This window comes from Acetobacter indonesiensis (assembly GCF_000963945.1).
GTDB classification, from domain to species: Bacteria; Pseudomonadota; Alphaproteobacteria; order Acetobacterales; family Acetobacteraceae; genus Acetobacter; species Acetobacter indonesiensis.
The window spans coordinates 32,145-58,595 of sequence record NZ_BAMW01000011.1 but is presented as its reverse complement, the minus strand read 5'-3'; the positions used below and the strand labels follow the sequence as shown (position 1 = coordinate 58,595).

Here is a 26,451-nt window from a genome sequence, read left to right as displayed (position 1 = left end):
CTAGTTTCAACTCCATTGCGGTTCAGGTTGTCTGGATGATGGGGGTTCCGGGCGGTGCGGTAAAGGCACCCCCCGGTTCTGTGATGTAAAACCCGCTAACTGGTTTTATCGTTTGCCCGTCAGTTCTTCAGCCATCAGGAAGGCGAGTTCCAGCGACTGTTCCGCGTTCAGGCGGGGGTCACAGAAGGTTTCGTAACGGTCAGCCAGATCAGATTCCGTCAGGCAATGGGCACCGCCCACGCATTCAGTCACGTTCTGGCCGGTCATTTCAATATGCACACCGCCAGCATGCACACCTTCAGATGCGCAGGCGTTAAAGAAGCCTTTGACTTCCGTCATGATGGCATCAAATGACCGTGTCTTCACCTTCTGGGTGGTGGAGATGGTGTTGCCGTGCATGGGGTCGGTCAGCCACGTTACGGTGCGCCCTGTTGCTTTGACGGCGCGCATCAACGGGGGCAGGTGTTTTTCAATCTTGTCCGCACCCATGCGGGAAATCAGGGTGATACGGCCAGCTTCATCAGTCGGGTTCAGGATTTCCAGCAGCTTTTCAAGGTCTTCAACCGTGGTGGTTGGCCCAACCTTGATCCCTAGCGGATTGCGTACCCCACGCAGAAATTCAACATGCGCTCCATCGGGCTGACGCGTGCGGTCCCCAATCCAGATGAAATGGGCTGAACAATCATACCATTCACCAGATGTGGAATCGACGCGGGTCAGTGCCTGTTCGTAAGGCAGCAGCAGCGCTTCGTGCGAGGTGTAGAATTCGGTTTCATCAACCTGCGGGGCAGAGGCCGCGTCAATACCGCATGCCTGCATGAAGGACAGGGTTTCCCCAATCCGTTCTGCCATCACCCGGTAGCGGTTTGCCAGCGGGGAACGTTCAACGAAGCCAAGGTTCCAACGGTGGACTTCATGAAGGTTGGCATACCCACCGCGTGAGAACGCCCGCAGAAGATTCTGAATGCCCGCTGACTGAAAATACCCTGTTTCCATGCGTGCGGGGTCAGGAATACGGGCTTCTGCCGTAAATTCAGGCCCGTTGATGATATCCCCGCGATAGGACGGCAGGCTGACACCGTTCACGGTTTCCATGTCGGATGAGCGGGGTTTGGCAAACTGTCCTGCCATGCGGCCCAGTTTAACCACTGGTACTTTTGCGCCAAATGTCAGCACAACAGCCATTTGCAGCAGCACACGGAAGGTGTCGCGTACTACATCGGCCTTGAATTCGCTGAAGCTTTCAGCGCAGGCACCACCCTGCAACACGAAGGCCTGCCCTTTTGATGCCTGAGCCAACTGGTTACGTAGGCGACGTACTTCCCCGGCAAACACCAGTGGCGGATAAACGTGCAGACGGTCTTCAACAGCCTTCAGGGCTGCGGCGTCTGGATAGGTTGGCATCTGTTTGACAGGAAACGAACGCCAGCTATCCGGCATCCAGGTAGCAGACGTCGGGCGGGGCTGGGCGAGCGAGGAACTCATTGAATTGATCCTGTCAGTTCTATCTGTCTGGAAGATGGGTTGTCAGTAAAAAGAAAAACACCCTCTAACGCCTGAAGGCGCAAAAGGGCTGCCTTTATGTCTAAATTACCTGCAATACGCAAATTTTGTTCCTGCAATGCGCCTTTGAACGCAACGAACATGCAGGCAATGCGTAAAGTGAATAAGCGGCTTGCTTGCACGGTATGCCCACACCATGCTCGTTATCCCCTGCATTCCTCATGCTGAACCAGTAATAATATCAACATCATAACGGGATATGCAGGCCGGATGTGGGGGAGTCTCATCCCTCATTGGATTTTTCCGTGAGTTGGTGCGATACTGTCTGCTTGCCGCCTGCATCACGCTGTGAGGGTGTGGGTTGAGGTCAATTTTTTCCGCGGGGTGACGCGCAATGGCGCAACTGCGTAAACCATCTTTCTTGCTGCTGGCTGGGCTTGGCCTGGGTGCCAGCCTGCTGTCCGGCTTTTCTGCCTATGCTGATCCGGCCCTGACGCCAGACAACAACATTTCCTTTGGGGAAGGGTCTGCGGCGTACGGTTCATCCCAGAACAGCAAATCGACTGAAAAGCAGACTGTTCACGGGCACCGTAACCTGCCACCGGGGTATCAGGATGCTCCGTCCATGGAGTTCAACCATGGGGATGACCCGGACCATCTGGCTAAAGTGCATCGTGACGCCGTAACAGGGTCTGATCTGTCCCGTTATGGGTCTGCCTATCAAAGCAGTGGTCCTTATGGTTCTGGCCAGATGGGTGATGCAACAGGCAACGGATGGGTCACGCCGCGCTGATGCGGCCTGTCTTGAGTTAGAAAGCTGCGGCACTTTGGCCGTAGCGCTGCGTAGGGACTTTTCCCTGCGCTAGACGTGCTAGTCTTCCACAACTGAAACGCTGGTCTGGCCGCTTGTTAGATCCATCAGGCGGTTTGTCATGTCCTGCTGCTGGTCGGCGGGCAGGGTCAGTAGGAATTGTGCACCTGTAGCGTCGTATTCCGGCGTGCCAGCGTCCAGCCCCCATTCCTGCAACCGGGCCTGTATAATGGCCAGCAGAGAAAACGGGATGTGGAAGGTCAGGGTAACGCGCTCAATAATCGGTTCTTTTGGGGCTTCACGCAGACATTCTGCGGCCGTGCCTGCATAAGCGCGTATCAGGCCACCCGCCCCCAGTTTGACCCCGCCAAACCAGCGCGACACTACGACCACCACAAAATCAAGCTTCTGGGCCGTAATAACCCCCAAAATAGGGCGACCTGCCGTGCCGGAAGGCTCGCCTGCATCGTGGCATCGGCATAGCGGGCCAATTTGCCACGCCCAGCAGTGATGCGTGGCTTCCGGTTCTGCTCTTTCTATCCCCGCAATAAAGGCATCGGCTTCTTCCGCGCTGTGAACAGGCAACGCACGCGCCAGAAAGCGGCTTTTGCGAATGTCTTTTTCAAGCTGAAACGGGCCGATCAGTGTCTCTGTCATGCCTGCATATAAAGTCTGCACCCGGTGGCCGACAAGCCATACCCGTAAGAAGCCAGACATCGCGCCATTGGGGTTTCTGCGTGAACGGACAAGTACGTCCCGCGTTTATTCTCTGCTAGAATGAACGTCTGCACTGGGGCAGAGTGTCTATCGGTTTATCTGGCGATGTATAAAGCTTAAGGCAACGAGCGACCGAGCGGTCCTGTAGCGTGAAGCATGATGGAAGCGGGGCATGAATGACTGAATCGGTAATCATCACCATTAACGCCATGAAACGCGAAACATTTATCGCGACCTTTGGTTCGGTTTATCAAAATGCAGAATGGGCGGCTGAGGAAGCCTATGCCTGTCGGCCGTTTGCGGATGCCAGCACATTGCACACCACTCTGAACGCAATGGTGCGCGGCGCGCCGGAGGGAGCCCGTATTCGCGTTATTCGGGCGTACCCCGGTTTGGAGCAATTTCTGGCAGCAGCGCCGGATGCCCCCGTTTTTCCGAACGGTAATGAGGCTCCCGCTGGGCTTGGTCGATTATCACCAGAAGAATTTGCCCAGTTCCGCTCGCTGAATAAAGCGTATCAGGAACGGTTTGATATGCCGTTTGTCATATATGCCGAAGGGCGGACCAGTGCGGAAATTATGAAAGCGCTTGAACAGCGCCTGCGTTACGAACCGGAAGTTGAGATCGCAACGGCGTTGAATGAGATCAGCCTGTTTGCACAGGACAAGCTGGCAACCATTTATCAGACACTGGAGAAGACGGCGTAAGGGCACCAGTCCTTAGTCTCGGTGTTGCGCGTTGCACAAGATTGCACCGTAGTTGAAAAACAGGCACATATCGTCAGGCTTACATATTGAGCAGGGAACGGGGAGAGTAAGGCGTTATGGCGCAGTGGTTCCGTAAGGGGTGTGTTCTGGCTGTTGGCCTATGGGCTGTTGCCCTGCCGGTTATGTCTGTCACGCCTGCTCTGGCTGATGAGGGCGATGATGAGGAAGGCAGCAAAGGCCCGGATATGCATAAGCTGGCCGCCAAGCCCCCTCTGCCGAAAGCGCATAAGGATTTTTCCAAATTTCGCTTTATCCCGCAGGGTGACAGAGTGCAGGAACAGGCGGATTCAAACCGTCTGCTGTTCTGGACACCGGATGGCCGACCAGACGGCTATGCCCAGCGTCGTGGCAGCGGAATTATCTATTACAACGCACAGGGGCAGGTGACGCGTGTGCAGCGTCTGGATGCCAGTGAAATGGCGGATGACTGACGGTGACGTCTGCTTAAACCACTAAAAAAGGCGACCTGTTTTGGCAGGTCGCCTTTTTTATTATTCGGAGCATGAAAGCATCACGCTCACGGCTCATCAGCCAAACTGTGTGCTTTCCTGAAAGCTGCTTAGGGGCTTTCAATCAGTTCCAGAATAGAAGCTGATGTTTCTTCAATCGACCGGCGGGTGACGTCAATCACCGGCCAGTTATGGTGCCGGCAAAGCCGACGGGCCCAACGCAGTTCTTCCTGCACTTTTTCCAGATCAATATAAGCGTATTCCGCAGCCGGATCATGACGGTGCCCGGACGGAATCATCTGCGACAGACGGGTACGGCGAATTTCAATCAAGGTTTCCGGTTCAATGGTTAAGCCAATAACCGGGCGTTTGATGGAAAACAGCGCAGGTGGCGGTTCAATACCCATGACCAAGGGCACGTTGGCCGCTTTGATGCCCCGATTAGCCAGATAAAAACAGGTCGGCGTTTTGGAAACACGGGAAACCCCGACCAGAACAACATCCGCTTCGCTCAGCCCGTTTGTTTCCTGCCCGTCATCATGGGCCAGAACGTAGTGCATGGCTTCAATACGCTGGTAGTAATTTTCATCCATGATGTACTGGCCACCCGGATGCCGCGTTGCTTCTTCCCCTGTTTCGTTAGAGAGGAATTTCATGGCGTTATCCAGAACGTCCAGCAGGCGCACCTGCATGCTGGCACATCCTGCTTCCATATCTGCCTGAAGGGCAGGGTCAGTCAGCGAGGACATGACAGGCCCACGGTCTAGCGCAATGTGACGCAGCACACGGCGAAGCTGAAGGCGCGAGCGGATAAGGTTCCAGTGACGGAGCCGCACATCAGTGTTGGGAAATTGCGCAATGCAGGCACGGGCAACGGAATCAAGCGTCTGGCCGGTGGCTTCAGAGACAAGATGAAGGGTCAGAGATTTCTGGTTCATGATCGTTCAGTTTTGAAAAAGGCCGCCCCTTGCGGAGCGGCCCTTTTCGTTAGGCTTTCACCGCATTGCGGCGGGCTGCAAGGGCAGCCTGCGCGCTGGCAAGGCGCGCAACAGGCACACGGAAGGGCGAGCAGGAGACATAATCAAGCCCGACTTCTTCAAAGAAGGAAATGGACAGTGGGTCGCCCCCATGTTCACCGCAAATCCCAAGCTTGAGGCCCGGTTTCGTGGCACGGCCTTTTTCAACGCCCATCCGCACCAGACCACCCACGCCTTCGCGGTCGATGGAAATGAACGGATCCTGCGGCAGCAGACCTTTTTCCACGTAAGATGGCAGGAATGACCCGGCATCATCACGGGAAAGACCAAGGGCCGTCTGCGTCAGGTCGTTTGTGCCGAAGGAGAAGAAATCTGCACTTTCAGCAATCTGGTCAGCCGTGATGGCAGCACGCGGCAGCTCGATCATGGTGCCGATCAGATAGGTCAGTTCAGCTTTCTGTTCTTCAAGCACGTTGGCAATCACGGCTTCGCTGGCTTTGCGCACAAGGTCAAGTTCTGCCTTGGTGCCCACCAGTGGGATCATGATTTCAGGAATAACCTGCTTGCCTGTTTCCTTGGAAACGGCCAGGGCAGCTTCCGTAATGGCACGGACCTGCATGGCGTAGATTTCCGGGTGGCTGATGCCAAGGCGGCAGCCACGATGGCCCAGCATCGGGTTGGATTCAGACAGAGCTGACCGACGGGCCCGCAGCGTTTCAACATCCTGACCAAGAGCCGCAGCCACTTCCTTCAGTTCTGCTTCCCCATGCGGCAGGAACTCATGCAGCGGCGGGTCAAGCAGACGGATGGTGACAGGCAGACCGGCCATAATACGGAACAGCGCCGTGAAGTCATCACGCTGGAAGGGCAGCAGCGCATCAATGGCACGCGCACGTGCTGCACTGTCTTCCGCCATGATCATCTGGCGCACATGGCCAATACGGTCCGGGCCGAAGAACATATGTTCGGTACGGCACAGGCCAATCCCTTCCGCGCCGAAGCGGCGGGCGGTTTCGGCATCTTCCGGTGTTTCAGCGTTGGCGCGAATACCCAGACGACGCACGGAGTCAGCCCACCCCATCAGGGTAGAGAAGTCGCCAGACAGTGAGGGAGCAATAGTCGGAACGCGGCCCAGATAAACGGCACCCGTGCCACCATCCAGCGTGATCCAGTCACCAGCTTTCAGCGTGTGGCCACTGACAGACATGGTCTGCGCCTTGTAATCCACCGTAATGCTGCCAGCACCGGCCACGCAGACGCGGCCCATGCCACGTGCAACCACAGCAGCGTGAGACGTCATACCGCCACGGGTGGTCAGCACACCGCGGGCAGCATGCATGCCATGCACATCTTCTGGCGACGTTTCGATACGCACCAGAATAACGTCTTCACCCTTGCTGGCGCGATCTTCAACATCTTCAGCCGAGAACGCGATTACGCCTGTTGCCGCCCCGGGGGAGGCCGGAAGGCCACGGGCAAGCTGTGTACGTTCTGCCTTGGGGTCAAGGATCGGATGCAGAAGCTGATCAAGCGAGGACGGAGGCACACGGGTAATGGCTTCTTCCTGCGTGATAAGCCCTTCCTGCGCCATGTCGATGGCAATACGCAGGGCAGCCGCCGCAGTGCGCTTACCGTTACGGGTCTGAAGCAGATAGAGCTTGTTGCTCTGCACCGTGAACTCGATGTCCTGCATGTCCTTGTAGTGACGTTCAAGCAGGGACCGGACGTTCAGCATTTCCTTGTAAGCTTCAGGAAGTGCCTTTTCCATCGGGTTCTGATCAGGCGTTGCGCGTTCGGCAGACATTGGCTGCGGCGTGCGGATACCGGCTACAACGTCTTCACCCTGCGCATTGATCAGGTATTCACCGTAGAAAATATTTTCACCGGTTGACGGGTCACGCGTGAAGCAGACGCCGGTCGCACAGTCAGACCCCATGTTGCCGAACACCATGGACTGCACGTTAACAGCCGTACCCCAGCTTGCGGGGATATCATGCAGTTTACGGTAGGTATTGGCGCGTGGGTTCATCCATGACCCGAACACAGCCCCAATAGCGCCCCACAACTGGTCTTTGGGTTTTTCAGGGAAAGGTGTGCCGGTTTCACGCAGAACAATGGCTTTGTAGTCTTTGACCACATCCTGCCAGTCTTCGGCGGTCAGCGCGGTGTCATCTTCCTTATCAAGCGCGCGTTTGGCGTGCTCAAGAATATCTTCGAAACGGTGATGCGGCACGCCCAGCACGACGGAGCCATACATCTGAATGAAGCGGCGGTAGCTATCCCATGCAAAGCGGGAATCACCCGATGAGCGGACAAGCCCTTCAACCGTTTCATCATTCAGGCCAAGGTTCAGCACCGTGTCCATCATGCCCGGCATGGAAACGCGGGCACCAGAGCGGACAGACACCAGCAGCGGTGCGTTGGCATCACCAAAGCGCAGCCCCATTGCATCTTCAACAGCGGCCATTGCTGCGTCAATCTGTGCTTCCAGATCAGACGGATAGGCGCGGCCATTGTCGTAGAAAGCTGAGCAGACTTCTGTGGTAATCGTAAATCCGGGGGGGACGGGCAGGCCGATGTTGGCCATTTCGGCCAGATTAGCGCCTTTGCCGCCGAGGAGATTGCGCATCCCGGCGTTGCCTTCATTATGGCCAGCGCCGAAACTATAGATCCACTTGGTCATGTTGCCGTTCACTTCGTTGGTGCGAACGCAGAGCCAGCTCAACCCCGGGCGAGGGGATGGGAGAACCGAGGTAACAGGCCGATCTGCGAACGAATTTTTTTAATTATTATTCTGGACGACTAAATCCACCCCTTCGACAGAAACGAGCATGACGCGTTTTGTTTCCCTCGGCAACGACTCTTTTTCGGTTTCAGGCGCTTTCTGGTGTGGCAGGCGCATCCCCGGCGCAGAAGCTGTTCCACCCGGCTTCATCCAGCGTATCAATCCCTAATTCTGCCGCTTTTTTGGCCTTTGACCCGGCCTTTTCACCCAGAATGACCAGGTCTGTTTTTTTTGAGACAGAATCAGAAACTTTTGCACCCATCCGCTCTGCCATGGCGCGGGCTTCCTGCCGGGTCAGTGTAAGAAGGGTGCCGGTAAAGACCACTGTCTTGCCAGATAGCGGGCCTCCCGAGGCCTGCTCTTCCTCAGTTATGTTCAGAAAGGATTTCAGGTCTTCCAATGTTGCACGGTTGTGCTCTTCGCTCATGAAGGCAACCAGATCATCCGCTATGACGCTGCCAATGCCGGTAATCGACCCGAGTTCAAGTCGTTCGTCAGATCCAATAACAGAAGCCTTGCGAAGCTGGGCGACCCAGTTTTCATAGGTGCCGTAATGCCGCGCCAGCAGCCGCGCGTTGCTTTCACCAATACGGCGAATACCCAACGCGAAAATAAAGCGCGAAAGCGAGATGGTGCGGCGCGCTTCTATGGCCTGCATCAGGTTACGCACTGACTGTTCGCCCCAACCTTCACGCTTCATGATGGTGTCAGCATGAGAATGGAGGCGGAAAATGTCGGCTGGGGTGTGGATCAGCCCCTCATCGTAAAACTCGCGGATGGAGCGATCGCCCAGTCCTTCAATATCAAACGCATTGCGTGAGACGAAGTGAATCAGGCGCTCTACAATCTGGGCGGGACACGTCAGTCCGCCCGTGCAGCGGCGTATGGCTTCGCCTTCCGGGCGTACGGCCACAGCCCCACAGGCAGGGCAGTGGTCCGGGAAATGGAATGGCTCGGCCCGAGGCGGTGCGTTCGGGCCGGACGGTACAACCGCCAGAATTTGCGGAATAACGTCGCCCGCCCGCTGAATCTGCACCGTATCGCCCGGGCGTACGTCCTTGCGGGCGATTTCGTCTTCGTTATGCAGGGTGGCCCGCATCACCAGCACACCACCAACATTGACGGGTTCCAGATGCGCAACAGGGGTCAGCGCTCCCGTGCGGCCAACCTGAATTTCAATGGCTTTGAGGGTTGTTACGGCCTGTTCTGCCGGGAATTTCCAGGCAACGGCCCAGCGTGGGGCGCGTCCGGCAAAGCCCAGGCGTTCCTGCAAAATCAGGTCATCAATTTTATAAACAACGCCGTCAATATCATACGAAAGGCCAGCCCGTTCACGGCTGACGTCATCAAAAAATGTCTCCGCCCCACTGGCGGCTTCCAGTTTGCGGGATAATGGATTAACCGGAAAACCCCAGGCTTTCAGTTGTTCCAGATACGCCCAATGGCTGCGTGACTGTCGTTCAGAACTGAACCCCATAGCGTAGGCAAACAAAGACAAAGGCCGACGGGCTGTAACACGCGAATCAAGCTGGCGAAGTGAACCTGCTGCCGCATTGCGCGGGTTGGCAAAAGGTTTGCGGCCAATGGCTTCCTGTGCGGCATTCAGTGCCAGAAAATGCTCTTTTGACAGAAACACTTCCCCACGAATTTCAATTAGTTCCGGGGCGGGGCCGTTCAGCTCTTTCGGTAAGTCTTTCAGCGTGAGCAGATTGGCGGTGACGTCTTCGCCCTCGGTGCCGTCGCCACGGGTTGTGCCGCGTATAAACTTGCCGTTCTGGTATGTCAGGCTGATGGAAAGGCCATCAATTTTGGGCTCTGCTACAAACGCCAGCTTTTGGGCGTCAGCCTCGCTCAACCCCAGAAAGCGGGTGGCGCGGTTGATGAAGGCTTCAAATTCGTCCTGATCGAACACGTTATCCAGTGACAGCATGGGCACCAGATGGCGGTGCTTTCCAAACGCACTATCTGGCGTGGCGCCGACGCTGTTTGCCGTACTTTCGGCTGGCTCGGCTTCCGGGTGCAGGGCCAGAATGGCATCATAGCGTTTGCGCAGGGCGTCATAGTCCGCATCGCTGACTTCCGGGGCGTCATGCGTGTAGTAGGCCGTATTATACCGGCCAATCAGATCAGAAAGGCGAGTGAGTTCTGCTTTAGCCTGTGCAGCGTCAAGGTCGGTTGGGGCGAGGTGTTCAGTCATTCTTCTGTCCAAGCAGGCTGGCGGCGGCGGCGCGGGCGGCATCGGTAATCACATCACCGGCCAGCATACGCGCTATTTCTTCCTGCCGTTCTTCGGTGCTGAGCGGGGCAGCGTGGGTGGCGGTGTTGCCGTTACGCACAATTTTGCCAATGCGCAGATGGGCGTCAGCACTGGCCGCAACTTGTGGGCTGTGGGTGACGGCCAATACCTGCACGGACCGTTTGGCAAGCCGATGCAGGCGCTCTCCAATGGCAGCGGCCGTGGCTCCGCCCACACCGGCATCAATTTCGTCAAACACAATGGTGCCGATGGAGGATTGTTCGGCCAGAACCAGCTTCAGCGCGAGCATCAGGCGCGACAACTCCCCCCCAGAGGCGACCTTGGCCAAGGGGCCGGGTGGTTGGCCGGGGTTGGCGGCTATCAGGAACGTTGTCTGTTCCATGCCCTGCGCGCTCCAGCTTTCGGAGGGCAGGCGTTCGAGTTCCACCAGAAAGCGGGCGCGCTCAAGTTTGATGGGTTTCAGCTCTTTGGTAACAGCCTGTTCCAGCTTGCGTGCCGCCTTTTCACGCGCAGCAGAAAGCCGTTGTGCAGCGGTTTCGTACACGGTGCGTGCTTCCTGCACGGCCTGTTGCAGCGCGTCCAGATGAGTTGCGCCGGTTTCAAGGGCGGTGAGTCGAGCCGTCAGACGCTCAAGCAGGCCGGGCAGATCATCAACTGCCACATCATGTTTGCGGGCGGCGGCGCGTAAGGCAAACAGCCGTTCCTCTGCTTCTTCCAGCAGTCGCGGATTGGCTTCTGACTCGTCCGCCAGACGGGAGAGCAGATTTTCCGCTTCGGCCAACGCTGTTTCCGCGCTTTCAAGGGCAGCTAAGGCTTCGTTGGTGCGGGCTTCAAGTGGGTCTGCCAGAGCGGGTTCGGCAGAGGGCGCAGGCAGAAGGCGTTGCAGGGCGCGGCTGGCCCCCCGCAGGGCAGCGGCGGGCCCGGCATTGCGGCGGTCTCGGGGGGTGAGTTCGGATTGTGCTGCGGCAATGGCTTCACCACGCCGTTCGGCCTGTTGCAGGGCGTGCCGTTGTTCGGCCAGCATGGCTTCTTCATTTGGCTGGGGGGCAAGTGTGCCCAGTTCCTCAACCGTATGGCGCAGCCATTCTTCTTCTCGTGCCGCTTCTTGCAGTGTTCTGCGGGCCGCCGTTAGCTCCGTGCTTAATTTCTGCCAGCGTGTGTAAGTGCGTGAAACTTCTGTCAGCAGGGACGACGGCACGCCATAAGCATCCAGAAGCCCGCGATGGGTGCTGGAATCGGCCAGTCCCATCTGTTCGTGCTGCCCTTGAATTTCGACCAGAGTCACGGCAACGCGGCGCATGAGCGTAATGCCCACAGCCTGATCGTTAATCCATGCACGGGAGCGCCCGTCTTTAGAGATAATACGGCGCAGCATCAGCGGCTCACCCGCTTCTGCGGCAATGCCTTGTTCGGTCAATAGCCCGTAGGCGGGATGGTCAAGCGCCACATCAAAGCTGGCTGTTACGCGGGCTTCTTCTGCCGTTGCCCGGACCAGACCTGCACTGGCACGCTCACCCAGCGCCAGCCCCAGACTGTCTAGCAGAATGGATTTCCCGGCCCCGGTTTCCCCTGTCAGGGCCGTAAAGCCCGCATGGAGAGACAGGTCCAAGGCTTCGATAAGCACCACATCTCTGATGGAAAGGTTTGTCAGCATGATGGGTCCGGTCTGAAAAATCTGACGAAGACAGAAACAGGATGGGCAGTATCCGTGCCCGTGACTTTATGGGTTTTATAAAAAAAAGAGGCGAACGGAAAGAGAACAAAAATAAAAAAGGGACAGACGACAGCCTGTCCCTTTGCACAATAGGCTGCAGCGCACGCCACTAGGTCACAGCACGCGGGCCTGATCTGGTGCTGCTGGCTCGGCCTTGACCGGAGCCACGGGGGCTTTTTTGATATCCAGCGGCTGTGCCTGCCCCATGGCGGCCGGGGCAGGGGCTGCGCCAGCGGCGGTAGGCGGAGGTGCCGTCTGGGCCGGTGTTGCCGGTGCAGTAACCAGTTTGCCCGGAATGGGGAATTTTTCGTTCAGCAGTTTGTAGCGCTTCAGGTTGTTGTACGCGAAGCGATACCATTTGCTGCCGGGGTAGTTATAGCCAAGCACAATGCCGGATTTACGCGCCTGATCTGTCAGACCCAGATCAAGATAGACTTCAACCATACGTTCCAGCGCTTCTGGCACGTGGTTGGTTGTCTGGAAGTCCTGCACAACGCGCTGATAACGGTTGATGGCGGCTTCGTAGTTGCGTTCCTGCTGGTAGTAGCGACCCACCTGCATTTCCTTACCGGCCAGATGGTCACGGCAAAGATCAATCTTGAGCTGCGCATCACGGGCGTATTTGGACTGCGGGAAGCGGGTAATCACTTCTTCCAGTGCGTCCATGGATTCCACGGTGCCCTGCTGGTCACGCTGCACGTCGGCAATCTGTTCATAATAGCACAGGGCGCGCAGGTAATAGGCGTAAGCGGCATCGGCACTGGTAGGGTGCAGGCCAATAAAGCGGTTAAGCTGCTGCACTGCTTCAGGGTATTTACCCTTCAGGTAGTAGGCATACCCTTCCATCAGCTGGGCGTTCGCCACATAGCCTGAATAGGGATAGTTCTGCTGAAGAACCTCAAATTCTGCCGCAGCCAGCGTGTAACGGCGCGTCCGTAGGGCGTCGATACCGTTGTTATACAGGGTTTCTGCCGAGGCCAGTTTCGGAACCTCGGGCGCTTTCTCATGCCCGAACAGCCCGCAGCCGGACAAGCCCAATAGCAGACTGGCCGTCGCCAACTGGCGAATGCGGCAGCGAACGGAAAGAGGATTGATAACGCTCACAGACATCCCGGTTCTTTAATTTGAAGCTATCTTATAGCACGCATAGCCGTCAGGGAAAGGAAAGGATAGATGCTCTGTGCGCTTTAACGAAAAATCATATCATGCAGCGGCAAGGGCGGCCACTGCGGTCGGTGGAACAAAACGCCAGGCTGACGTATCTGCAAACAGGGCGCGTAGCACCTGATTATTCAGCCCATGGCCTGAACGATAGCCTGTGAAACGGGCCCGCAGCGGGGCACCGGCCAGATACAGATCCCCCACGGCATCCATCATTTTGTGGCGGATGAACTCATCGGGGCAGCGCAGGCCAGCAGGGTTCAAAATATCTGCACCATCAACCACAATCGCATTATCAAGCGAGCCGCCACGGGCAAGGCCCGCCTTGTGCAGGGCTTCAATTTCCTGACGCAGAGTAAAAGTACGGCTGCGGGCCAGATCGTGCCGGAACGTGTCAGGTGTCAGGGACAGAGAAAAATTCTGCTTACCAATGGCGGACGCAGAAAATTCAATCCCCAGAGACAGATGCAGCGACGGTGCGGCAGAGGGTAAAAGTTCAACAAAAGCGCCGTTATGTTCTACCCGGATGGGGCGCAGAACTTCAATGCTCTGGCGTACGGCGTCCTGTGGGGCTCGGCCAGCGCAATCAAGCAGAAAAACGAAATCAGCGGCTGAACCGTCAAATACCGGAATTTCCGGGCCATCAACCAACACCAGCGCATTGTCTACCCCACATCCGTGGAGTGCCGCCATCAGATGTTCAATGGTGGCAATACGGTTTGCAGGATTAGTGGCCTCACCCAGAACCGTGCTCAGGCGTGTATCAACCACGTGGTCGAATCGTGCGGGCAACGGCGAAGCGTTCAGATCACTCCGGCGGAAGACAATCCCGTGATCAGCTGGGGCAGGCATCAGCGTCAGGTTGATCCGTGCACCGGTGTGCAGACCGATCCCGACGCTTGAAATAGTCTGGCCCAGCGTATGCTGACAGGTCTTTACCGTCTTGGTGCGGCTATAGGGAGGAACAGACAACGCTTCCGGCGTAGCGGAGAGAGAAATCGGTTCCATCAGGAGACTGTCCATGGCTCTGACGTTTTCCTGCTAGAGTGAAAAACTGTGCAGCCTAACGCTAAAGCCGGCAAAGTGTTCTGGCGAGTCAATGATTATTGCCGTCTATTACACACAAAAAACGCGCCGCCCCATAGGACGGCGCGCCATAAAATACCGCCAGATTACTGACGACGCAGGAAGGTCGGGATTTCCAGACCGGCATCATCCGTTTCAGCCTGACGGATGCTTGGCCCTTGGTCAGCCTGACTGACGGTTGGGCGCTGCTGCGTTGTGGGTTCGTTACGCTGTTCATCCCCAGCGCTGCGACGGAACGCACCGGTGACGCGGCCGAACAGGCTACGGGAGGACTGCTGCGCATGTTCAGGCGCGTAAGGGGAGCGAGGCGTTTCCGTAAACAGACCAGCGCGGGGTGAAGGAACCTGACGGCTGAGAGGTTGGGCCTGACCAGCCGGGGCAGAGGCCGCCGGTGCCGCCGAACCCGGAACACTGTGAGCCGGGGGAGGCGTTACGTGAGATGATGCAGTCTGCGGCGCCTGATAAGCCGGTTGTGTTGGCGCAGCAGCGGCAGGACGGGGTGCCTGATAGTGCGTCTGCGCAGCGCTGCTTTCTGCCCGTGGTGTGCTCGCTGAAGCCGAGGCTTCTGCCTGCGGAGCTGCGTTGGCAGCCGCAGCAGGATGTTCAGTTCCGGTTTCGCTTTCAACCGAAACCAGATGCAGACGGTCAGCATTGGGGGGGGGAATATCAATACCGGTTGCTACGACGGAGACACGAATTTTGCCATTCATGTTTTCGTCAATGATAGAACCCCAGATCATGTTTGCGCCTTCGGCAACTTCACGACCAATGCGGTTTGCGGCTTCTTCCACTTCAAACAGCGTCATGTCTTCACCGCCGGTGATGTTCACCAGCAGGCCCTGTGCGCCAGACATGGAAGAATCTTCAAGCAGCGGGTTGGCGATCGCAGCTTCAGCAGCTTCAATCGCGCGGTTTTCACCTTCGGCTTCCCCCGTACCCATCATAGCCTTGCCCATTTCGGCCATGACGCTGCGGATATCTGCGAAGTCGAGGTTGATGTAGCCGGGGGCCATCATCAGGTCGGTCACGCCACGCACGCCCATATACAGAACGTGGTCAGCCATTTTGTAGGCTTCACGCAGAGTAGTACGTTCGCTGGCAACGCGGAACAGGTTCTGGTTTGGGATAACAATCAGCGTATCAACATACTGCTGAAGTTCTTTAATCCCTTCATCCGCCAGACGGGCGCGACGCTTGCCTTCGTAGTCGAAAGGCTTGCTGACAACGCCAACCGTCAGAATATTCCGTTCACGCGCCATGCGGGCAATAACCGGGGCCGCACCCGTACCCGTGCCACCACCCATACCGGTGGTGATGAAAACCATGTGAGAGCCATCAAGGTGCCGGGCCAGTTCATCTGCCGCTTCTTCTGCCGCGCCGCGCCCAACTTCCGGTTTTGCCCCGGCACCCAAACCATGCGTCAGGTGCGGGCCAAGCTGTACACGGCGGTCAGCCCGGCTTTTTGCCAGACTTTGAGCATCCGTATTGGCAACAACAAATTCCACGCCCTGAAGGTTCGACGCAATCATGTTGTCCACTGCGTTCGTACCGCCGCCGCCAACGCCGATAACGGTGATTCTCGGCGAGAAATCAGCGTGATTTTGAGGTGGCACGGTCAGGTTCAGTGTCATAAGTCTCTCCCGGTGAACAGCGGCGGCTAACGGAGTCAGTAATGGCTAGCGGGCGTGATGTTTCAGTATTGCGTTAAGTATATCAAACTCTCTCACGAATAAAAGCGACGAGTTTCTGTAAAAAACCTGAAGGGGGTGCTTCTCTGAACTCAACATCGCCAAATGGTCGTTCAGCACTTGCTGCCCAGGATAGCAACCCGGCCGCAGTGGCAAAGCCTGCGGCTGCGGCCGTTTTTTCAGGCAGGCCAATAATGTTCTTGGGCCGCCCCAACCGAACCGAGCGTGTAAACGCCGGCCCATGTCGGCCTTTAGCGGCAGGTGAACCCAGAATACGCTCGGCCAGCGGCCGCATGCCATCCAGAAGTGAGGCTCCGCCGGTCAATACAATGCGACCACTTGCGGCATTACCCAAACCTGCGCCATCAAGTTTTTCACGTACCAGTTCGAGTGTTTCTTCCATGCGTGGCCGGATGATACGGCCAAGCTGTGCGCGGGAAATCTGTTCAAAATGCGGAACGTCGTTGCCCAGTAACTCTACCGTGATCAGTTCGTCCTCAACGTCCGATGCAAGATCCGCGCTGCCGTAAACCGTTTTCAGACGCTCGGCATTTTCCAGCGATGTGCTCAGCCCACGGGCAATATCGCGGGTAACGTGCAGACCACCGACACCAATTTGCGCGGTGTGCAGGATCTGGCCTTCGCCAAAAACAGCAAAAGAGGTTGTACCGCCGCCCATTTCAATGACGGTGGTGCCCAGTTCCCGCTCATCGGCATCCAGAACGGACAAGCCAGAGGCCATGGGGGAGGATACAAGTGCTTCCAGCTTCAGTTCTGCCCGGCTTAAAACCGTTTCAAGATTCAGCAGGGCAGTCGAAGCCGCATCAATAATATGCAGCCGTGCTTTCAGGGTTTCACACAAATGACCACGCGGGTCTGCGACGTTTTCGGTGTCATCGACCGTAAAATCAATTGGGAGTGTATGGACAACGTCGCGTCCTTCAACCGTCGCCTGCACACGGCCTTCCGTCACCACGCGGCGAATATCGGCTTCCGTGACAACGCGGCCGCCGACAGGCCACCGTACGTTGAACAGACGGCTGGCCGGATGACCGCAGGACAGATTGACCACAATGCGGTCAACCGTCCGTTCGGCCATCATTTCAGCCTGACCAACCGTAGCCCGAATGGCCGCTTCCGCTTTTTGCAGGTCTGTAATGGCACCGTTGCGAATACCATCTGACCGACGCCAGCCGCAGCCAATGACCCGCAGATTGCCGTTTGGCTCGCCCTTGCCAATCAGGCAGGTAATTTTGGTTGACCCGATATCCAGCACTGCGGAGTAGCCGTTGCGCCATACGCGGGGGCGTTTATTGGCTTCTGACGGCGGCAGCGGAAGGATGGTGTCATCACCACTCATCAACAGGCCGGAAGATGCGCCCCCATTGGCAGATTTTTTGCGAGACCGGCCCCCCAGAGAAAAATTGGGAGAGGAAGAACGTGCGCGGTCATTCATTGTGGGCTTCCCGTTGCGGGGGCTGAGGAGTGGGGCTGACCAGAAGGCGCTGCCGCGGGTTTGCCGGGATGGGCACCGGCTGCGGCTGGGGCATCCGTTTCTGGTTTGCTGGCATCGGGTTGTGGTTCTGGCGGTTTTTCCCGAATGGTCAGGCGGTCTGGCAGGCGCATGTCAATCAGCACGACAGGCCGATCAAGCAGACGGGTGGTCGCGTGGAGCTTGGCCAGCCGATGGATGGCGGGCACTTCCTCTCCCTCTGGCAGCAGCACTGTGGCACCATCTTTGAGCGTGAGATTCCAGCGCCGGTTGCTGACGCGAACAGCTGCGACCATGCGGGAGCGGACTTCTGGCTCCAGCGCCAGTGCATCAAGCAGGGTTGCTGCGGGGGCATTGGCACCATCACCCACCACCAGCGGCAGTTTGGTAAAGGCTTCTGCATCTTTGCCAGTCATGCCCTGATCAGGCACTTTGTTGCCCTGACGGTCAATCAGTTCAAAATGGCCATTATGCTGCCAGACGGCAAAAGGCGGCCGTTCGGTAATATGAACATCAATCTCGCCCGAAAGGTGCCGCTCAACCGTTACATGATCAACAAACGGCAGCGCATTCAGTCTGTCGCGTGCGTCACTGACGCTGAAGTTCAGAACAGGGTCACCCACCTTTACGCCAACCGCGTTACGAATAGCTTCCTCACTGGTCAGCTGGGCACCGTCGATTTTAAGCGCGGTAATACGCAGGGGGGCTTTGTTCAGTAATCTATCGCGTATGGGGGCAAGTTGTTCTTTTGCGCCAGGCAGCTGAAGATACAGATAAGCCGCGCCGCCCACAGCCCCCAGAACGATAAGCCCGGCCAGTGGCCGCAACAGATGCTTCTGCCTGCGGGCAAACAGAGCCAGCCGGGACGGACGATCAGAGGGTGAGGGCGGTGGTCTCATTGACGGTGAAGGGCCTGTTCAACCAGCCAGCCGCACAGTTCCGGGTAGCTGATGCCGCAATAGGCGGCCTGTTCTGGCAGAAGGGATGTTGCGGTCATACCCGGCTGGGTGTTGACCTCCAGCAGAATAAGCCGGGCTGGGCCGTCGCCAGTGTCATCCAGCCGGAAGTCAGACCGCGATGCGCCTGCACAGCCCAAAGCCTGATGCGCTGCCACAGCAATATCACAGGCTTTTTTCGCAATATCCGCGTCTATGTTTGCCGGTAGAACGTGGGCAGACCCGCCTGCTTTGTATTTGGCATCGTAATCGTAGAAATCGCGGCCTTCGGCTGGGGTAGGGGTGATGTCTGTTACTGTCAATGCACGGTCACCCAGCACGCCGATAGTAATTTCACGCCCCGGAATAAATTCTTCTACCAGTGCGTGTGTGCCGTAGTGCCAGTTTTCGACAATCCCTGCCCGCACATTTGATCCTTTGCGGACAATGGATACCCCAACTGACGAGCCCTCGCTTAATGGTTTGACCACATAGGGGGCAGGCATCGGGTCAGCTTCAGCCAGCTCTTCAATGCTGATAACCTTGCCGTCAGCAACGGGTAAGCCTGCAGACAGAAACACCGCGCGGGCGGCGGCCTTGTCCATAGCGGTTGCAGAGGCGCGTACGCCGGAGTGGGTATAGGGTAGGCGCATCCATTCCAGAATGCCCTGAATACAACCATCTTCCCCAAAGCGGCCGTGCAGGGCATTGAACACCACATCCGGTTTCTGTTCGGTCAGGCTGGCAACCAGCCCGGCCAGATCTGCCCCGGCATCCAGTTCCGATACGGTATAGCCCGCGCTCCGCAGGGCATCAGCTACGCCTTTGCCGGATGACAGGCTGACTTCGCGTTCAGAGGAAATGCCGCCCATCAGAACGGTCACACGTGTATTGCTGTTCATGCCGGGGTGCCCGTTTTGCCAATACGTTTGATTTCCCAGTGCAGGGAAACACCAGAGTTCTGTTCAACCCGCTTCCGGACTTCCTCGCCCAATGCTTCAAGGTCCGAGGCGGTGGCTGTGCCGGTATTGATCAGAAAATTACAGTGTTTTTCACTGACCTGCGCCCCGCCCAGCGTTAACCCGCGGCAACCGGCAGCATCAATCAGTTCCCATGCCTTGCGGCGTGAGAGTTCAGGGTCAGGATTACGGAAGGTTGACCCTCCGGTTCTGGCCCGGACAGGCTGGGATTGTTCGCGGGATGTGCGCACGTCGGCAATACGGGCGGCAATATCGGCCGGGTTTGCAGGCACACCGCGCAGGCGTGCGCGCACCACCAAAGCACCTTCGGGCAGGCCAGACCGGCGATACCCAAAGTTCAGTGCGCCAGCATCCAGCCGTACCAGACTGCCATCGCGGGTTACAATATCCGCCCAATCAAGCACTGCTGCGATGTCAGACCCATACGCACCCGCATTCATACGCACGGCCCCACCGATGGAGCCGGGAATACCTGCCAGAAATTCCAGCCCACCCAGACCAGCCTGTGCCGCATGTTCGGCAACCGTGGCATCCAAGCAGGCCGCGCCAACAACCAGTCCGTCCTGCTCAACTGTGACATCGGCAAAACCGCGGGCCAGACGGATGACAATGCCGTCCAGCCCACCATCGCGGATAATGACGTTTGAACACGCGCCCAGTGCGGTCACAGGAAGTTCTGGTGACAGCTTCTGCATGACTGCTGCCAGATCTTCCGTATCGGCTGGCTGAAACAGCCATTCCGCATTGCCGCCGACCCGAAACCATGTGCGTGGCCCAAGAGGAGCTTGCGGTGTAAGACGGCCGCGTGTGTCAGCAAATGCATGCTGCACAAGGTTGGTCATGGTGTCGGCAGTCATGCCGCACGTCCACCTTTCGCTGCGGCCTGAAGGGCCGACAACTGTTCTGGCAATGCCTGTGCCCAGTTGGTAATGGTGCCTGCGCCAAGGCAGACAACATAGTCACCCGGTTTGGCAATGGCGTTGACCATTTCTGCCAGATGGTCAGGGCTGGACAGCGGCACGACTGATCGGTGGCCACGTTCGCGCAGGCCTTCAATCAGCATATCGCGGCTAACGCCCTCAATCGGCTGTTCACCCGCCGCGTAGATGTCTGACACAATGACGGTATCTGCATCATTCATGCAGGTGCAGAAATCAGCGAACAGCATTTGCAGGCGCGAATAACGGTGGGGCTGCATTACGGCAATAACCTTGGCTGCCCCTGCCTGACGTGCCGCTTTCAGCACGGCGGCAATTTCAACCGGGTGGTGGCCGTAATCATCAATCACGGTAATGCCGCCGGCTTCACCCGTGCGGGTAAAGCGACGCTTCACACCACGGAAAGAAGCCAGACCAGAGCGGATCACATCGTCACTGATATCCATTTCCGTTGCCACAGCAATGGCAGCCAGAGCGTTCTGCACGTTATGTGAGCCCAGCATGGGCAGGCGGAATGGACCGGCCTTGCGGGTGCGGCGGGTAATGCGGTCTGTCAGCGTGACTTCAAACGTCGCACCCATTTTGTCCGTAATCAGCTTTTCAGCCCGGACGTCTGCCTGCGGGGAGAACCCGTAGGTGACAATGCGGTGGTCGGACAGGCGCGGGATCATCTGCTGCACGGCCGGGTGGTCAATGCACAGCACGGCAAAACCATAAAACGGCACGTTGGAAACAAACTGGTCATAAGCCGCTTCCATGGCCTCGGCTGACCCCCAATGGTCCAGATGTTCGGGATCCATGTTGGTCACGACGGAAATAACAGCAGGCAGGCGCAGGAAAGAACCGTCACTTTCATCCGCTTCGGCCACCATCCAGTCACCTTTGCCCATGCGGGTGTTGGTGCCGTAGGCTTCGATAATGCCGCCGTTGATAACGGTCGGGTCAAGCTGCGCGGCTTCAAGCACGGCGGCCACCAGACTGGTGGTGGTGGTTTTGCCGTGTGTGCCGCCAATAGCAACCGACCAGCGCAGACGCATCAGTTCCGCCAGCATTTCTGCCCGGCGTACCACAGGGATCAACCGGCTGCGGGCGGCAACAACTTCCGGGTTGTCGCGGCTGACGGCGGTTGAAATGACCACAACCTGCGCATCACCCAGATTGGCGGCATCGTGCCCGATGGAGATAGGAATACCCGCTGCACGCAGACGTTTGACGTTGCCGTTTTCTGCAATGTCTGACCCCTGCACGGAATAGCCGAGCATGGACAGAACCTCTGCAATGCCCGACATGCCGATACCGCCAATACCCACAAAATGGATGGTGCCGATGGAAAGGGGGAGGGCTCTCATGCGCTGAACTCCGTCTGGCTGGGTGTCGTCGGATAGGCGGGCGAGGGGGAAAGGTGCAAACATTCTTCTACAATATCGGCCAGACGGGTGGCGGCATCCGGGCGGGCCAGTGTGGCCGCGGCGGCGGCGGCACGCGCCAGATCGTCCGGGGCGGTTAACAGATCACTCAGGCGCGAAGCCAGAGCAGCGGGGGTGAAATCCGGCTGGCGGATCATCCACCCGGCACCAGCAGTGGTTATGGCGCGGGCATTTTCAGTCTGCTCATCACTCGCCGCAATGGGCAGTGGGACCAGAATGGACGGGCGGCCCGCTGTGGTAATTTCTGCCACGGAAGACCCACCGGCACGGCCAATGACCAAATGCGCGTTTTTCAGCAGGGCGGGAACATCGTTCAGAAATGGCTCTACACGCGCCTGAATACCCATGCCCGCATAGGATGCACGCACATCGTCCAGATCGGCCTTGCGGGCTTGTTGCGTAACACGCAGGCGGCTGCGCAGGGTTTCTGGCAGTTTGCCAAGTGCGGCCGGAACGGTCTGGGCAAAAACAGTGGCCCCCAGTGACCCGCCCCAGACAAGCAGATGAATGGTGTCAGCAGGGGGCGCATATGCTTCCCCGGCCAGATCCGCAATCGCAGGGCGAACCGGCATGCCGGTCAACGCTGTGCGTGCGCCAATCGGTAACTTGGCGACGGATGGGTAGGAAGTCGCAATAACATCAGCAAAGCGGGAAAGCACGGCATTGGCCTTGCCCAGAACAGCATTGCCTTCATGAATAATCAGGACAGGATGCTTGCGGCCCAGTAGCCGCCCACCCAGCAAAGGCGGCACGGAGGGATAACCGCCGAACCCGACAATGGCATCTGGCTTGACAGTGCGCAGAATGGAACGCGCCTTCCATGCGCTGGCCAGCAATGTCAAACCGGCTTTCAGGGCACGGGTCGGGCCACGGCCTGCAACACCGGCACCCCGCAGCACATATTGTGGGCCACCTGCAAACACACCCTCGGTCCGGGTGCCGGCACGCTCATCCGTCATCAGCACAAGCTGGTGGCCGCGGCTGGCCAAGGCGTCTGCCAGTGCTTCTGCGGGGAAGAAGTGCCCACCGGTTCCCCCGGCGGCAATGACGATAGTGCGGGGGGTCATGCTGGCCGCCATTGTCTGAGTGTGGTCATGAAGCCGTTTCCAATCTGCGTGCGGCCGCCGGGCTGGTGTCGGGTCAAGGCCAGAACCATGCCGACTGCCAGCGCAATAGACATAGCTGAAGACCCACCATAGGAGATGAAAGGCAGCGTCATGCCCTTGGTCGGGATAAGATGCAAGGTCGAGGCCATGTTCACAAAGGCCTGAAGGCCAAACCCCGTGACCAGCCCGGTGACGGAAAGCACCACAAACGGGTCATCTTCCCGGATAAGGCGCAGCAATGTGCGGACCACAATCACGCCAAACACGGCAATAATCAGCATGCAGACAATCATGCCGTATTCTTCCCCCGCCACGGCAAACACGAAGTCAGCATGGGCGTCGGGCAGAAGGTCTTTTACGCGGCCTTCACCGGGGCCACGGCCTGTCAGGCCGCCATTACCAAAAGCGCGTAGGGCGGTATCAATCTGGTAGTGGTCCCCCACGTTGGGGTGCATGAAGCGTTCAACACGTGACCGCACATGCGGGAACAGGAAGAAGGCCGACACACCCGCCCCGATCATGCACGCCACGCCGACACCCACCAGAACAAGGCTAAGGCCATCAACAAACAACTGGGTCATGAAAACGGTGGTGATGACTGTCAACATGCCGATGTCTGGCTGAGACTTCAGCAGCATCAGAATGGCACCAAAAAGACCAAAGGCCAGCAGCATACCGGGGAAGTATTTGGTCAGGCGGCGCTGGGTCAGCAGCCACCCGGTTACAACGGCAAAACAGGGTTTCAGGAATTCGGATGGCTGAAGGGACATCAGGGGCAGCGCAATCCATCGGCGTGCGCCTTTGATCTCAATGCCATGAACAAGTGTCAGGGCCGTAGCCCCCAGCATCAGAGCCCCCCCGATCAGGGATAGTCGCAGCACGGCTTTGCGCGAGAGTGTTGAAACGCCCGTTACAATCAACCCGGCAATGCTGAGAAACATCATCTGTTTGAAGATGAACATATTGCGTGATGCGCCAATACGCACAGCCACAGCAGGGCTGGCGGCCATCATCAGAATATAGCCAAACCCGATGAGAATGAACGCGCAGATAAGCGTGGTGCGGTCAACATTCCGCCACCAGCGGCCCAAAGCGGAATCATCACTGCGGGAATACCCTGGCATCAGCCGTTCTTTCCTGTCTGTGGGGCGGTATCAGTCTGCATTGCGCGGGCCAGTTCCTGAAACCGGAGGCCGCGTGCTTCAAACCCTGAAAACTGATCAAAACTGGCGCATGCGGGTGAAAGCAGCACAACAGGTGTGTGGCTTTGCTGCGCTGTGGCGTAGGCGGCAGGCACCGCGGCCTCTAGCGTGCCTACAATAGTGTAGGGCGCGTTATGGGCACGGAGGGTTGCGGCCAGTTCCTCGGCATCGCGGCCAATCAGGAAGGTGTGCGTGATGCGCGGGAAGTAGTCTGTCAGAGAATTGATGCCGCCTTCTTTTGCCATGCCGCCCGCAATCCACACCAGCCGGTCGTAACATCCCAGGGCGCGGGACGACGCATCGGCGTTGGTGGCCTTGCTGTCATCCACAAAGACAACACCATTTTGCTCTGCCACCACTTTCTGGCGGTGCGGCAAACCGGGGAAGGTGCGCAGGCCTGATGCAATATCAGCCTGTGACACACCCAGAAACTCGGCCATAGCATACGCCGCAGCCGCGTTTTCCGCATTATGGCTGCCGGGTAACGCAGGCCCGATATCTGCGACTTTCTGTGGGCCAGCAGTTGTGTTGTTCTGCCATACCGCATTGTTCTGCCCATAGAGCATGCTGGGCGGTGTTACAGCAGCACCGGAAATAGTGACACAGCGTGCGGGGCCGGCTTTTAATTTGGCAGCAATGTCACGGCACCAGTCATCTTCTACGCCAATTACCGCTAGATCATCTGGTGTCTGGCCAGCAAAAACACGGGTTTTGGCAAGGGCATAGCCTTCCATGCCGGCATGACGGTCAAGATGGTCAGGCGTTAGGTTCAGCAGGCAGGCCGCATCAAAATGCAGCGTGTCCAGCCGTTCCAGCATGTAGGATGACATTTCAAGTACATAGACCCCGTTGTCGGGCAACAGGGGCAGCGCCAGTGCGGCGGGGCCTAAATTGCCCCCGGCGGCTACCGGTAGACCGGCGTTGTCCAGAATATGGGCCAGCAATGTTGTGGTGGTTGATTTGCCGTTGGTGCCTGTAATGCCAGCAAACCGGGCTTTGCTTCCTGCCCCGCGCACGGCGCGATATAGCAGTTCTGCGTCAGACAGGATGGGCACCCCCGCATCCTGTGCCAGCAGGGCGACAGGGTGTGGTTTTGGCAGACTATGCGGAATACCGGGTGAGAGCACCAACCCGTCAAACCCCATCACTGTTTCGATTGGAGCGCAGGTAATGCGGGCCGCAATATCTGCTGAAAGTGTCGCGCAGTGTTTGCCCAGTGCAGTGCGAGCGTTTTCTCCATCATCCCACGCCTGAACGGTGGCACCGCAACGGGCCAGAGCCAGTACAGCAGGCACGCCGTTCCGGCCTAGACCCAGAACAGCGTAGCGTTGACCTTCAAACAGCGTGGGTGGAAAAATGCTCATCGCAATTTCAATGTGGCGAGGCCACACATCCCCAGAATGACGGAAATAATCCAGAACCGAATAACAATTTTCGGCTCTGCCCAGCCTTTTTTCTCAAAATGGTGATGAATGGGGGCCATCAGGAACACGCGCCGCCCTGTGCGCTTGTACCAGAAAACCTGAATCACCACCGAAAGGGTTTCAACCACAAACAGGCCACCAACAATGCACAGCACCAGTTCGTGCTTGATGGCAACAGCCAGAGACCCCAGTGCCCCACCAAGGGAGAGAGAGCCGGTATCCCCCATGAAAACGGAAGCAGGGGGCGCATTGAACCACAGAAAGCCTAACCCCGCGCCAACCAGAGCCGCACAGAACACGGCCAGTTCGCCCGTGCCGGGTACAGCATGCACCTGTAGGTAATCTGCAAAAACGTGGTTCCCCACCACGTAGGAAAGAATACCAAACACCAGTGCGGCAATCACCACCGGCACAATAGCCAAGCCATCCAGCCCATCAGTAAAGTTTACCGCATTGCCAAAGCCGGTGATGGTAATCATGGCAAAGATGGGAAAGGCAAAGCCCAGCGGCAGCAGCAGGTCTTTCACAAACGGGAAAGCGACCATGTTTGCCACGTCTGCGGGCATGAGCGTCTGCAGATACCAGCCGCACGCCAGAGACGTTGCGAACTCTGCCCCCAGGCGGGTGCGCTTTGAAACGCCATCGGTATTGCGGCGGGATAATTTCAGATAGTCATCGGCAAAGCCTACGGCCCCGAACGCCAATGTTGTCAGCAGAACAGCCCACACAAACCCGTTTTCCAGATCCCCCCACAACAGCACGGAAATGGCCAGAGAGAACAGGATCAGCACGCCGCCCATTGTTGGTGTGCCGGTTTTTTCCAGCAGGTGACGTTCCGGCCCTAAAGCGCGGATTGGCTGGCCGCCCCGCTGAATGCGGCGCAGCATGGCAATAAGCGGCTTGCCCATCAGCAGGCTGATAACCAGAGCAGTCAGACAGGCGCATCCGGCGCGGAACGTGATGTAGCGCAGCAGGTTGAACAACGGCATATGGCCGTCATGAACGGCATGGGACGCCAGAAGATACAGCATG

The 26,451-nt window shown here is 57.7% G+C and carries 22 protein-coding genes; 3 read left to right on the top strand and 19 right to left on the bottom strand.

Annotated elements, in window-relative coordinates:
- Positions 1-105: 105 nt before the first annotated feature.
- Entirely contained in the window at positions 106-1,485 is a 1,380-nt protein-coding gene (locus Abin_RS04590) for a class II 3-deoxy-7-phosphoheptulonate synthase (RefSeq protein ID WP_048845178.1), read from the bottom strand.
- Positions 1,482-1,685: a hypothetical protein gene (locus Abin_RS04585; protein ID WP_086611923.1), complete on the bottom strand. Its 204-nt coding sequence runs from the start codon at positions 1,683-1,685 to the stop codon at positions 1,482-1,484. The genes Abin_RS04590 and Abin_RS04585 overlap by 4 nt, the downstream gene beginning before the upstream one ends.
- Before the next feature lie 212 nt (positions 1,686-1,897).
- Between Abin_RS04585 and Abin_RS04580 the strand changes: the two genes are divergently transcribed.
- A complete protein-coding gene (locus tag Abin_RS04580; RefSeq protein ID WP_048845177.1) occupies positions 1,898-2,296 on the top strand; it encodes a hypothetical protein in 399 nt (132 codons plus the stop codon).
- Positions 2,297-2,374: 78 nt separating this feature from the next.
- Here Abin_RS04580 and Abin_RS04575 read toward each other — a convergent pair whose 3' ends face one another.
- Positions 2,375-2,971, bottom strand: a complete 597-nt coding sequence (locus Abin_RS04575) for an IMPACT family protein (RefSeq protein WP_048845198.1) — start codon at positions 2,969-2,971, stop codon at positions 2,375-2,377.
- Between the two features lie 236 nt (positions 2,972-3,207).
- Here Abin_RS04575 and uraD point away from each other — a divergent pair, with 236 nt between their 5' ends.
- Positions 3,208-3,738 (top strand): 2-oxo-4-hydroxy-4-carboxy-5-ureidoimidazoline decarboxylase, encoded by a 531-nt coding sequence (gene uraD, locus Abin_RS04570; RefSeq protein ID WP_048845176.1) that lies wholly within the window; start codon positions 3,208-3,210, stop codon positions 3,736-3,738.
- A 116-nt stretch (positions 3,739-3,854) separates the two neighbouring features.
- On the top strand, positions 3,855-4,229 hold the full coding sequence (locus Abin_RS04565; protein WP_052948163.1) for a hypothetical protein: 375 nt from the start codon (positions 3,855-3,857) through the stop codon (positions 4,227-4,229).
- Between the two features lie 128 nt (positions 4,230-4,357).
- On the opposite strand, the gene Abin_RS04560 is transcribed toward Abin_RS04565, so the two are convergent.
- From Abin_RS04560 to mraY, 16 genes are all read right to left on the bottom strand, one after another.
- Positions 4,358-5,185 carry a pyruvate, water dikinase regulatory protein gene (locus Abin_RS04560; protein WP_048845175.1) on the bottom strand — a complete coding sequence of 276 codons (828 nt, stop codon included), beginning with the start codon at positions 5,183-5,185 and terminating at the stop codon, positions 4,358-4,360.
- A gap of 49 nt (positions 5,186-5,234) precedes the next feature.
- The gene (gene ppdK, locus Abin_RS04555; RefSeq protein WP_048845174.1) at positions 5,235-7,907 is read right to left on the bottom strand and encodes a pyruvate, phosphate dikinase; all 2,673 of its coding nucleotides are present in this window, start codon (positions 7,905-7,907) and stop codon (positions 5,235-5,237) included.
- 190 nt (positions 7,908-8,097) lie between these two features.
- On the bottom strand, positions 8,098-10,206 hold the full coding sequence (gene ligA / locus Abin_RS04550) for an NAD-dependent DNA ligase LigA (protein ID WP_048845173.1): 2,109 nt from the start codon (positions 10,204-10,206) through the stop codon (positions 8,098-8,100).
- Complete coding sequence (recN, locus tag Abin_RS04545) at positions 10,199-11,920, bottom strand: DNA repair protein RecN (RefSeq protein WP_048845172.1); 1,722 nt, start codon at positions 11,918-11,920, stop codon at positions 10,199-10,201. Before recN ends, ligA begins: the two co-directional genes overlap by 8 nt.
- A 174-nt stretch (positions 11,921-12,094) precedes the next feature.
- Positions 12,095-13,090, bottom strand: a complete 996-nt coding sequence (locus tag Abin_RS04540; RefSeq protein ID WP_048845171.1) for an outer membrane protein assembly factor BamD — start codon at positions 13,088-13,090, stop codon at positions 12,095-12,097.
- Positions 13,091-13,183: 93 nt separating this feature from the next.
- Positions 13,184-14,164: a UDP-3-O-acyl-N-acetylglucosamine deacetylase gene (lpxC, locus tag Abin_RS04535; protein WP_048845170.1), complete on the bottom strand. Its 981-nt coding sequence runs from the start codon at positions 14,162-14,164 to the stop codon at positions 13,184-13,186.
- Positions 14,165-14,313: 149 nt separating this feature from the next.
- A complete protein-coding gene (gene ftsZ / locus Abin_RS04530) occupies positions 14,314-15,858 on the bottom strand; it encodes a cell division protein FtsZ (protein ID WP_048845169.1) in 1,545 nt (514 codons plus the stop codon).
- A gap of 82 nt (positions 15,859-15,940) precedes the next feature.
- Entirely contained in the window at positions 15,941-17,371 is a 1,431-nt protein-coding gene (ftsA, locus tag Abin_RS04525; protein ID WP_048845168.1) for a cell division protein FtsA, read from the bottom strand.
- Positions 17,368-18,306 carry a cell division protein FtsQ/DivIB gene (locus Abin_RS04520; protein WP_048845167.1) on the bottom strand — a complete coding sequence of 313 codons (939 nt, stop codon included), beginning with the start codon at positions 18,304-18,306 and terminating at the stop codon, positions 17,368-17,370. Before Abin_RS04520 ends, ftsA begins: the two co-directional genes overlap by 4 nt.
- Positions 18,303-19,244 (bottom strand): D-alanine--D-alanine ligase, encoded by a 942-nt coding sequence (locus Abin_RS04515; protein WP_048845166.1) that lies wholly within the window; start codon positions 19,242-19,244, stop codon positions 18,303-18,305. The genes Abin_RS04520 and Abin_RS04515 overlap by 4 nt, the downstream gene beginning before the upstream one ends.
- Positions 19,241-20,179 carry a UDP-N-acetylmuramate dehydrogenase gene (gene murB / locus Abin_RS04510; protein WP_048845165.1) on the bottom strand — a complete coding sequence of 313 codons (939 nt, stop codon included), beginning with the start codon at positions 20,177-20,179 and terminating at the stop codon, positions 19,241-19,243. Before murB ends, Abin_RS04515 begins: the two co-directional genes overlap by 4 nt.
- A complete protein-coding gene (gene murC, locus Abin_RS04505) occupies positions 20,176-21,609 on the bottom strand; it encodes a UDP-N-acetylmuramate--L-alanine ligase (protein WP_048845164.1) in 1,434 nt (477 codons plus the stop codon). The genes murB and murC overlap by 4 nt, the downstream gene beginning before the upstream one ends.
- On the bottom strand, positions 21,606-22,754 hold the full coding sequence (gene murG, locus Abin_RS04500) for an undecaprenyldiphospho-muramoylpentapeptide beta-N-acetylglucosaminyltransferase (protein WP_048845196.1): 1,149 nt from the start codon (positions 22,752-22,754) through the stop codon (positions 21,606-21,608). Before murG ends, murC begins: the two co-directional genes overlap by 4 nt.
- Complete coding sequence (locus tag Abin_RS04495) at positions 22,751-23,917, bottom strand: FtsW/RodA/SpoVE family cell cycle protein (protein WP_048845163.1); 1,167 nt, start codon at positions 23,915-23,917, stop codon at positions 22,751-22,753. The genes murG and Abin_RS04495 overlap by 4 nt, the downstream gene beginning before the upstream one ends.
- On the bottom strand, positions 23,917-25,359 hold the full coding sequence (gene murD / locus Abin_RS04490) for a UDP-N-acetylmuramoyl-L-alanine--D-glutamate ligase (protein ID WP_048845162.1): 1,443 nt from the start codon (positions 25,357-25,359) through the stop codon (positions 23,917-23,919). Before murD ends, Abin_RS04495 begins: the two co-directional genes overlap by 1 nt.
- A complete protein-coding gene (gene mraY / locus Abin_RS04485) occupies positions 25,356-26,450 on the bottom strand; it encodes a phospho-N-acetylmuramoyl-pentapeptide-transferase (RefSeq protein ID WP_048845161.1) in 1,095 nt (364 codons plus the stop codon). Before mraY ends, murD begins: the two co-directional genes overlap by 4 nt.
- Position 26,451 lies beyond the last annotated feature (1 nt).

What these genes read in the sequence shown, in the direction of transcription:
- recN (WP_048845172.1), bottom strand. Translation starts at nt 11,920, where the DNA reads ATGCTGACAAACCTTTCCATCAGAGATGTGGTGCTTATCGAAGCCTTG.
- ligA (WP_048845173.1), bottom strand. Translation starts at nt 10,206, where the DNA reads ATGACTGAACACCTCGCCCCAACCGACCTTGACGCTGCACAGGCTAAA.
- Abin_RS04560 (WP_048845175.1), bottom strand. Translation starts at nt 5,185, where the DNA reads ATGAACCAGAAATCTCTGACCCTTCATCTTGTCTCTGAAGCCACCGGC.
- murG (WP_048845196.1), bottom strand. Translation starts at nt 22,754, where the DNA reads ATGACCCCCCGCACTATCGTCATTGCCGCCGGGGGAACCGGTGGGCAC.
- ftsA (WP_048845168.1), bottom strand. Translation starts at nt 17,371, where the DNA reads ATGAATGACCGCGCACGTTCTTCCTCTCCCAATTTTTCTCTGGGGGGC.
- murC (WP_048845164.1), bottom strand. Translation starts at nt 21,609, where the DNA reads ATGAGAGCCCTCCCCCTTTCCATCGGCACCATCCATTTTGTGGGTATT.
- murB (WP_048845165.1), bottom strand. Translation starts at nt 20,179, where the DNA reads ATGACTGCCGACACCATGACCAACCTTGTGCAGCATGCATTTGCTGAC.
- lpxC (WP_048845170.1), bottom strand. Translation starts at nt 14,164, where the DNA reads ATGGACAGTCTCCTGATGGAACCGATTTCTCTCTCCGCTACGCCGGAA.
- mraY (WP_048845161.1), bottom strand. Translation starts at nt 26,450, where the DNA reads ATGCTGTATCTTCTGGCGTCCCATGCCGTTCATGACGGCCATATGCCG.
- Abin_RS04540 (WP_048845171.1), bottom strand. Translation starts at nt 13,090, where the DNA reads ATGTCTGTGAGCGTTATCAATCCTCTTTCCGTTCGCTGCCGCATTCGC.
- uraD (WP_048845176.1), top strand. Translation starts at nt 3,208, where the DNA reads ATGACTGAATCGGTAATCATCACCATTAACGCCATGAAACGCGAAACA.
- Abin_RS04590 (WP_048845178.1), bottom strand. Translation starts at nt 1,485, where the DNA reads ATGAGTTCCTCGCTCGCCCAGCCCCGCCCGACGTCTGCTACCTGGATG.
- murD (WP_048845162.1), bottom strand. Translation starts at nt 25,359, where the DNA reads ATGAGCATTTTTCCACCCACGCTGTTTGAAGGTCAACGCTACGCTGTT.
- ppdK (WP_048845174.1), bottom strand. Translation starts at nt 7,907, where the DNA reads ATGACCAAGTGGATCTATAGTTTCGGCGCTGGCCATAATGAAGGCAAC.
- Abin_RS04515 (WP_048845166.1), bottom strand. Translation starts at nt 19,244, where the DNA reads ATGAACAGCAATACACGTGTGACCGTTCTGATGGGCGGCATTTCCTCT.
- Abin_RS04495 (WP_048845163.1), bottom strand. Translation starts at nt 23,917, where the DNA reads ATGCCAGGGTATTCCCGCAGTGATGATTCCGCTTTGGGCCGCTGGTGG.
- Abin_RS04580 (WP_048845177.1), top strand. Translation starts at nt 1,898, where the DNA reads ATGGCGCAACTGCGTAAACCATCTTTCTTGCTGCTGGCTGGGCTTGGC.
- Abin_RS04565 (WP_052948163.1), top strand. Translation starts at nt 3,855, where the DNA reads ATGGCGCAGTGGTTCCGTAAGGGGTGTGTTCTGGCTGTTGGCCTATGG.
- ftsZ (WP_048845169.1), bottom strand. Translation starts at nt 15,858, where the DNA reads ATGACACTGAACCTGACCGTGCCACCTCAAAATCACGCTGATTTCTCG.
- Abin_RS04520 (WP_048845167.1), bottom strand. Translation starts at nt 18,306, where the DNA reads ATGAGACCACCGCCCTCACCCTCTGATCGTCCGTCCCGGCTGGCTCTG.
- Abin_RS04575 (WP_048845198.1), bottom strand. Translation starts at nt 2,971, where the DNA reads ATGACAGAGACACTGATCGGCCCGTTTCAGCTTGAAAAAGACATTCGC.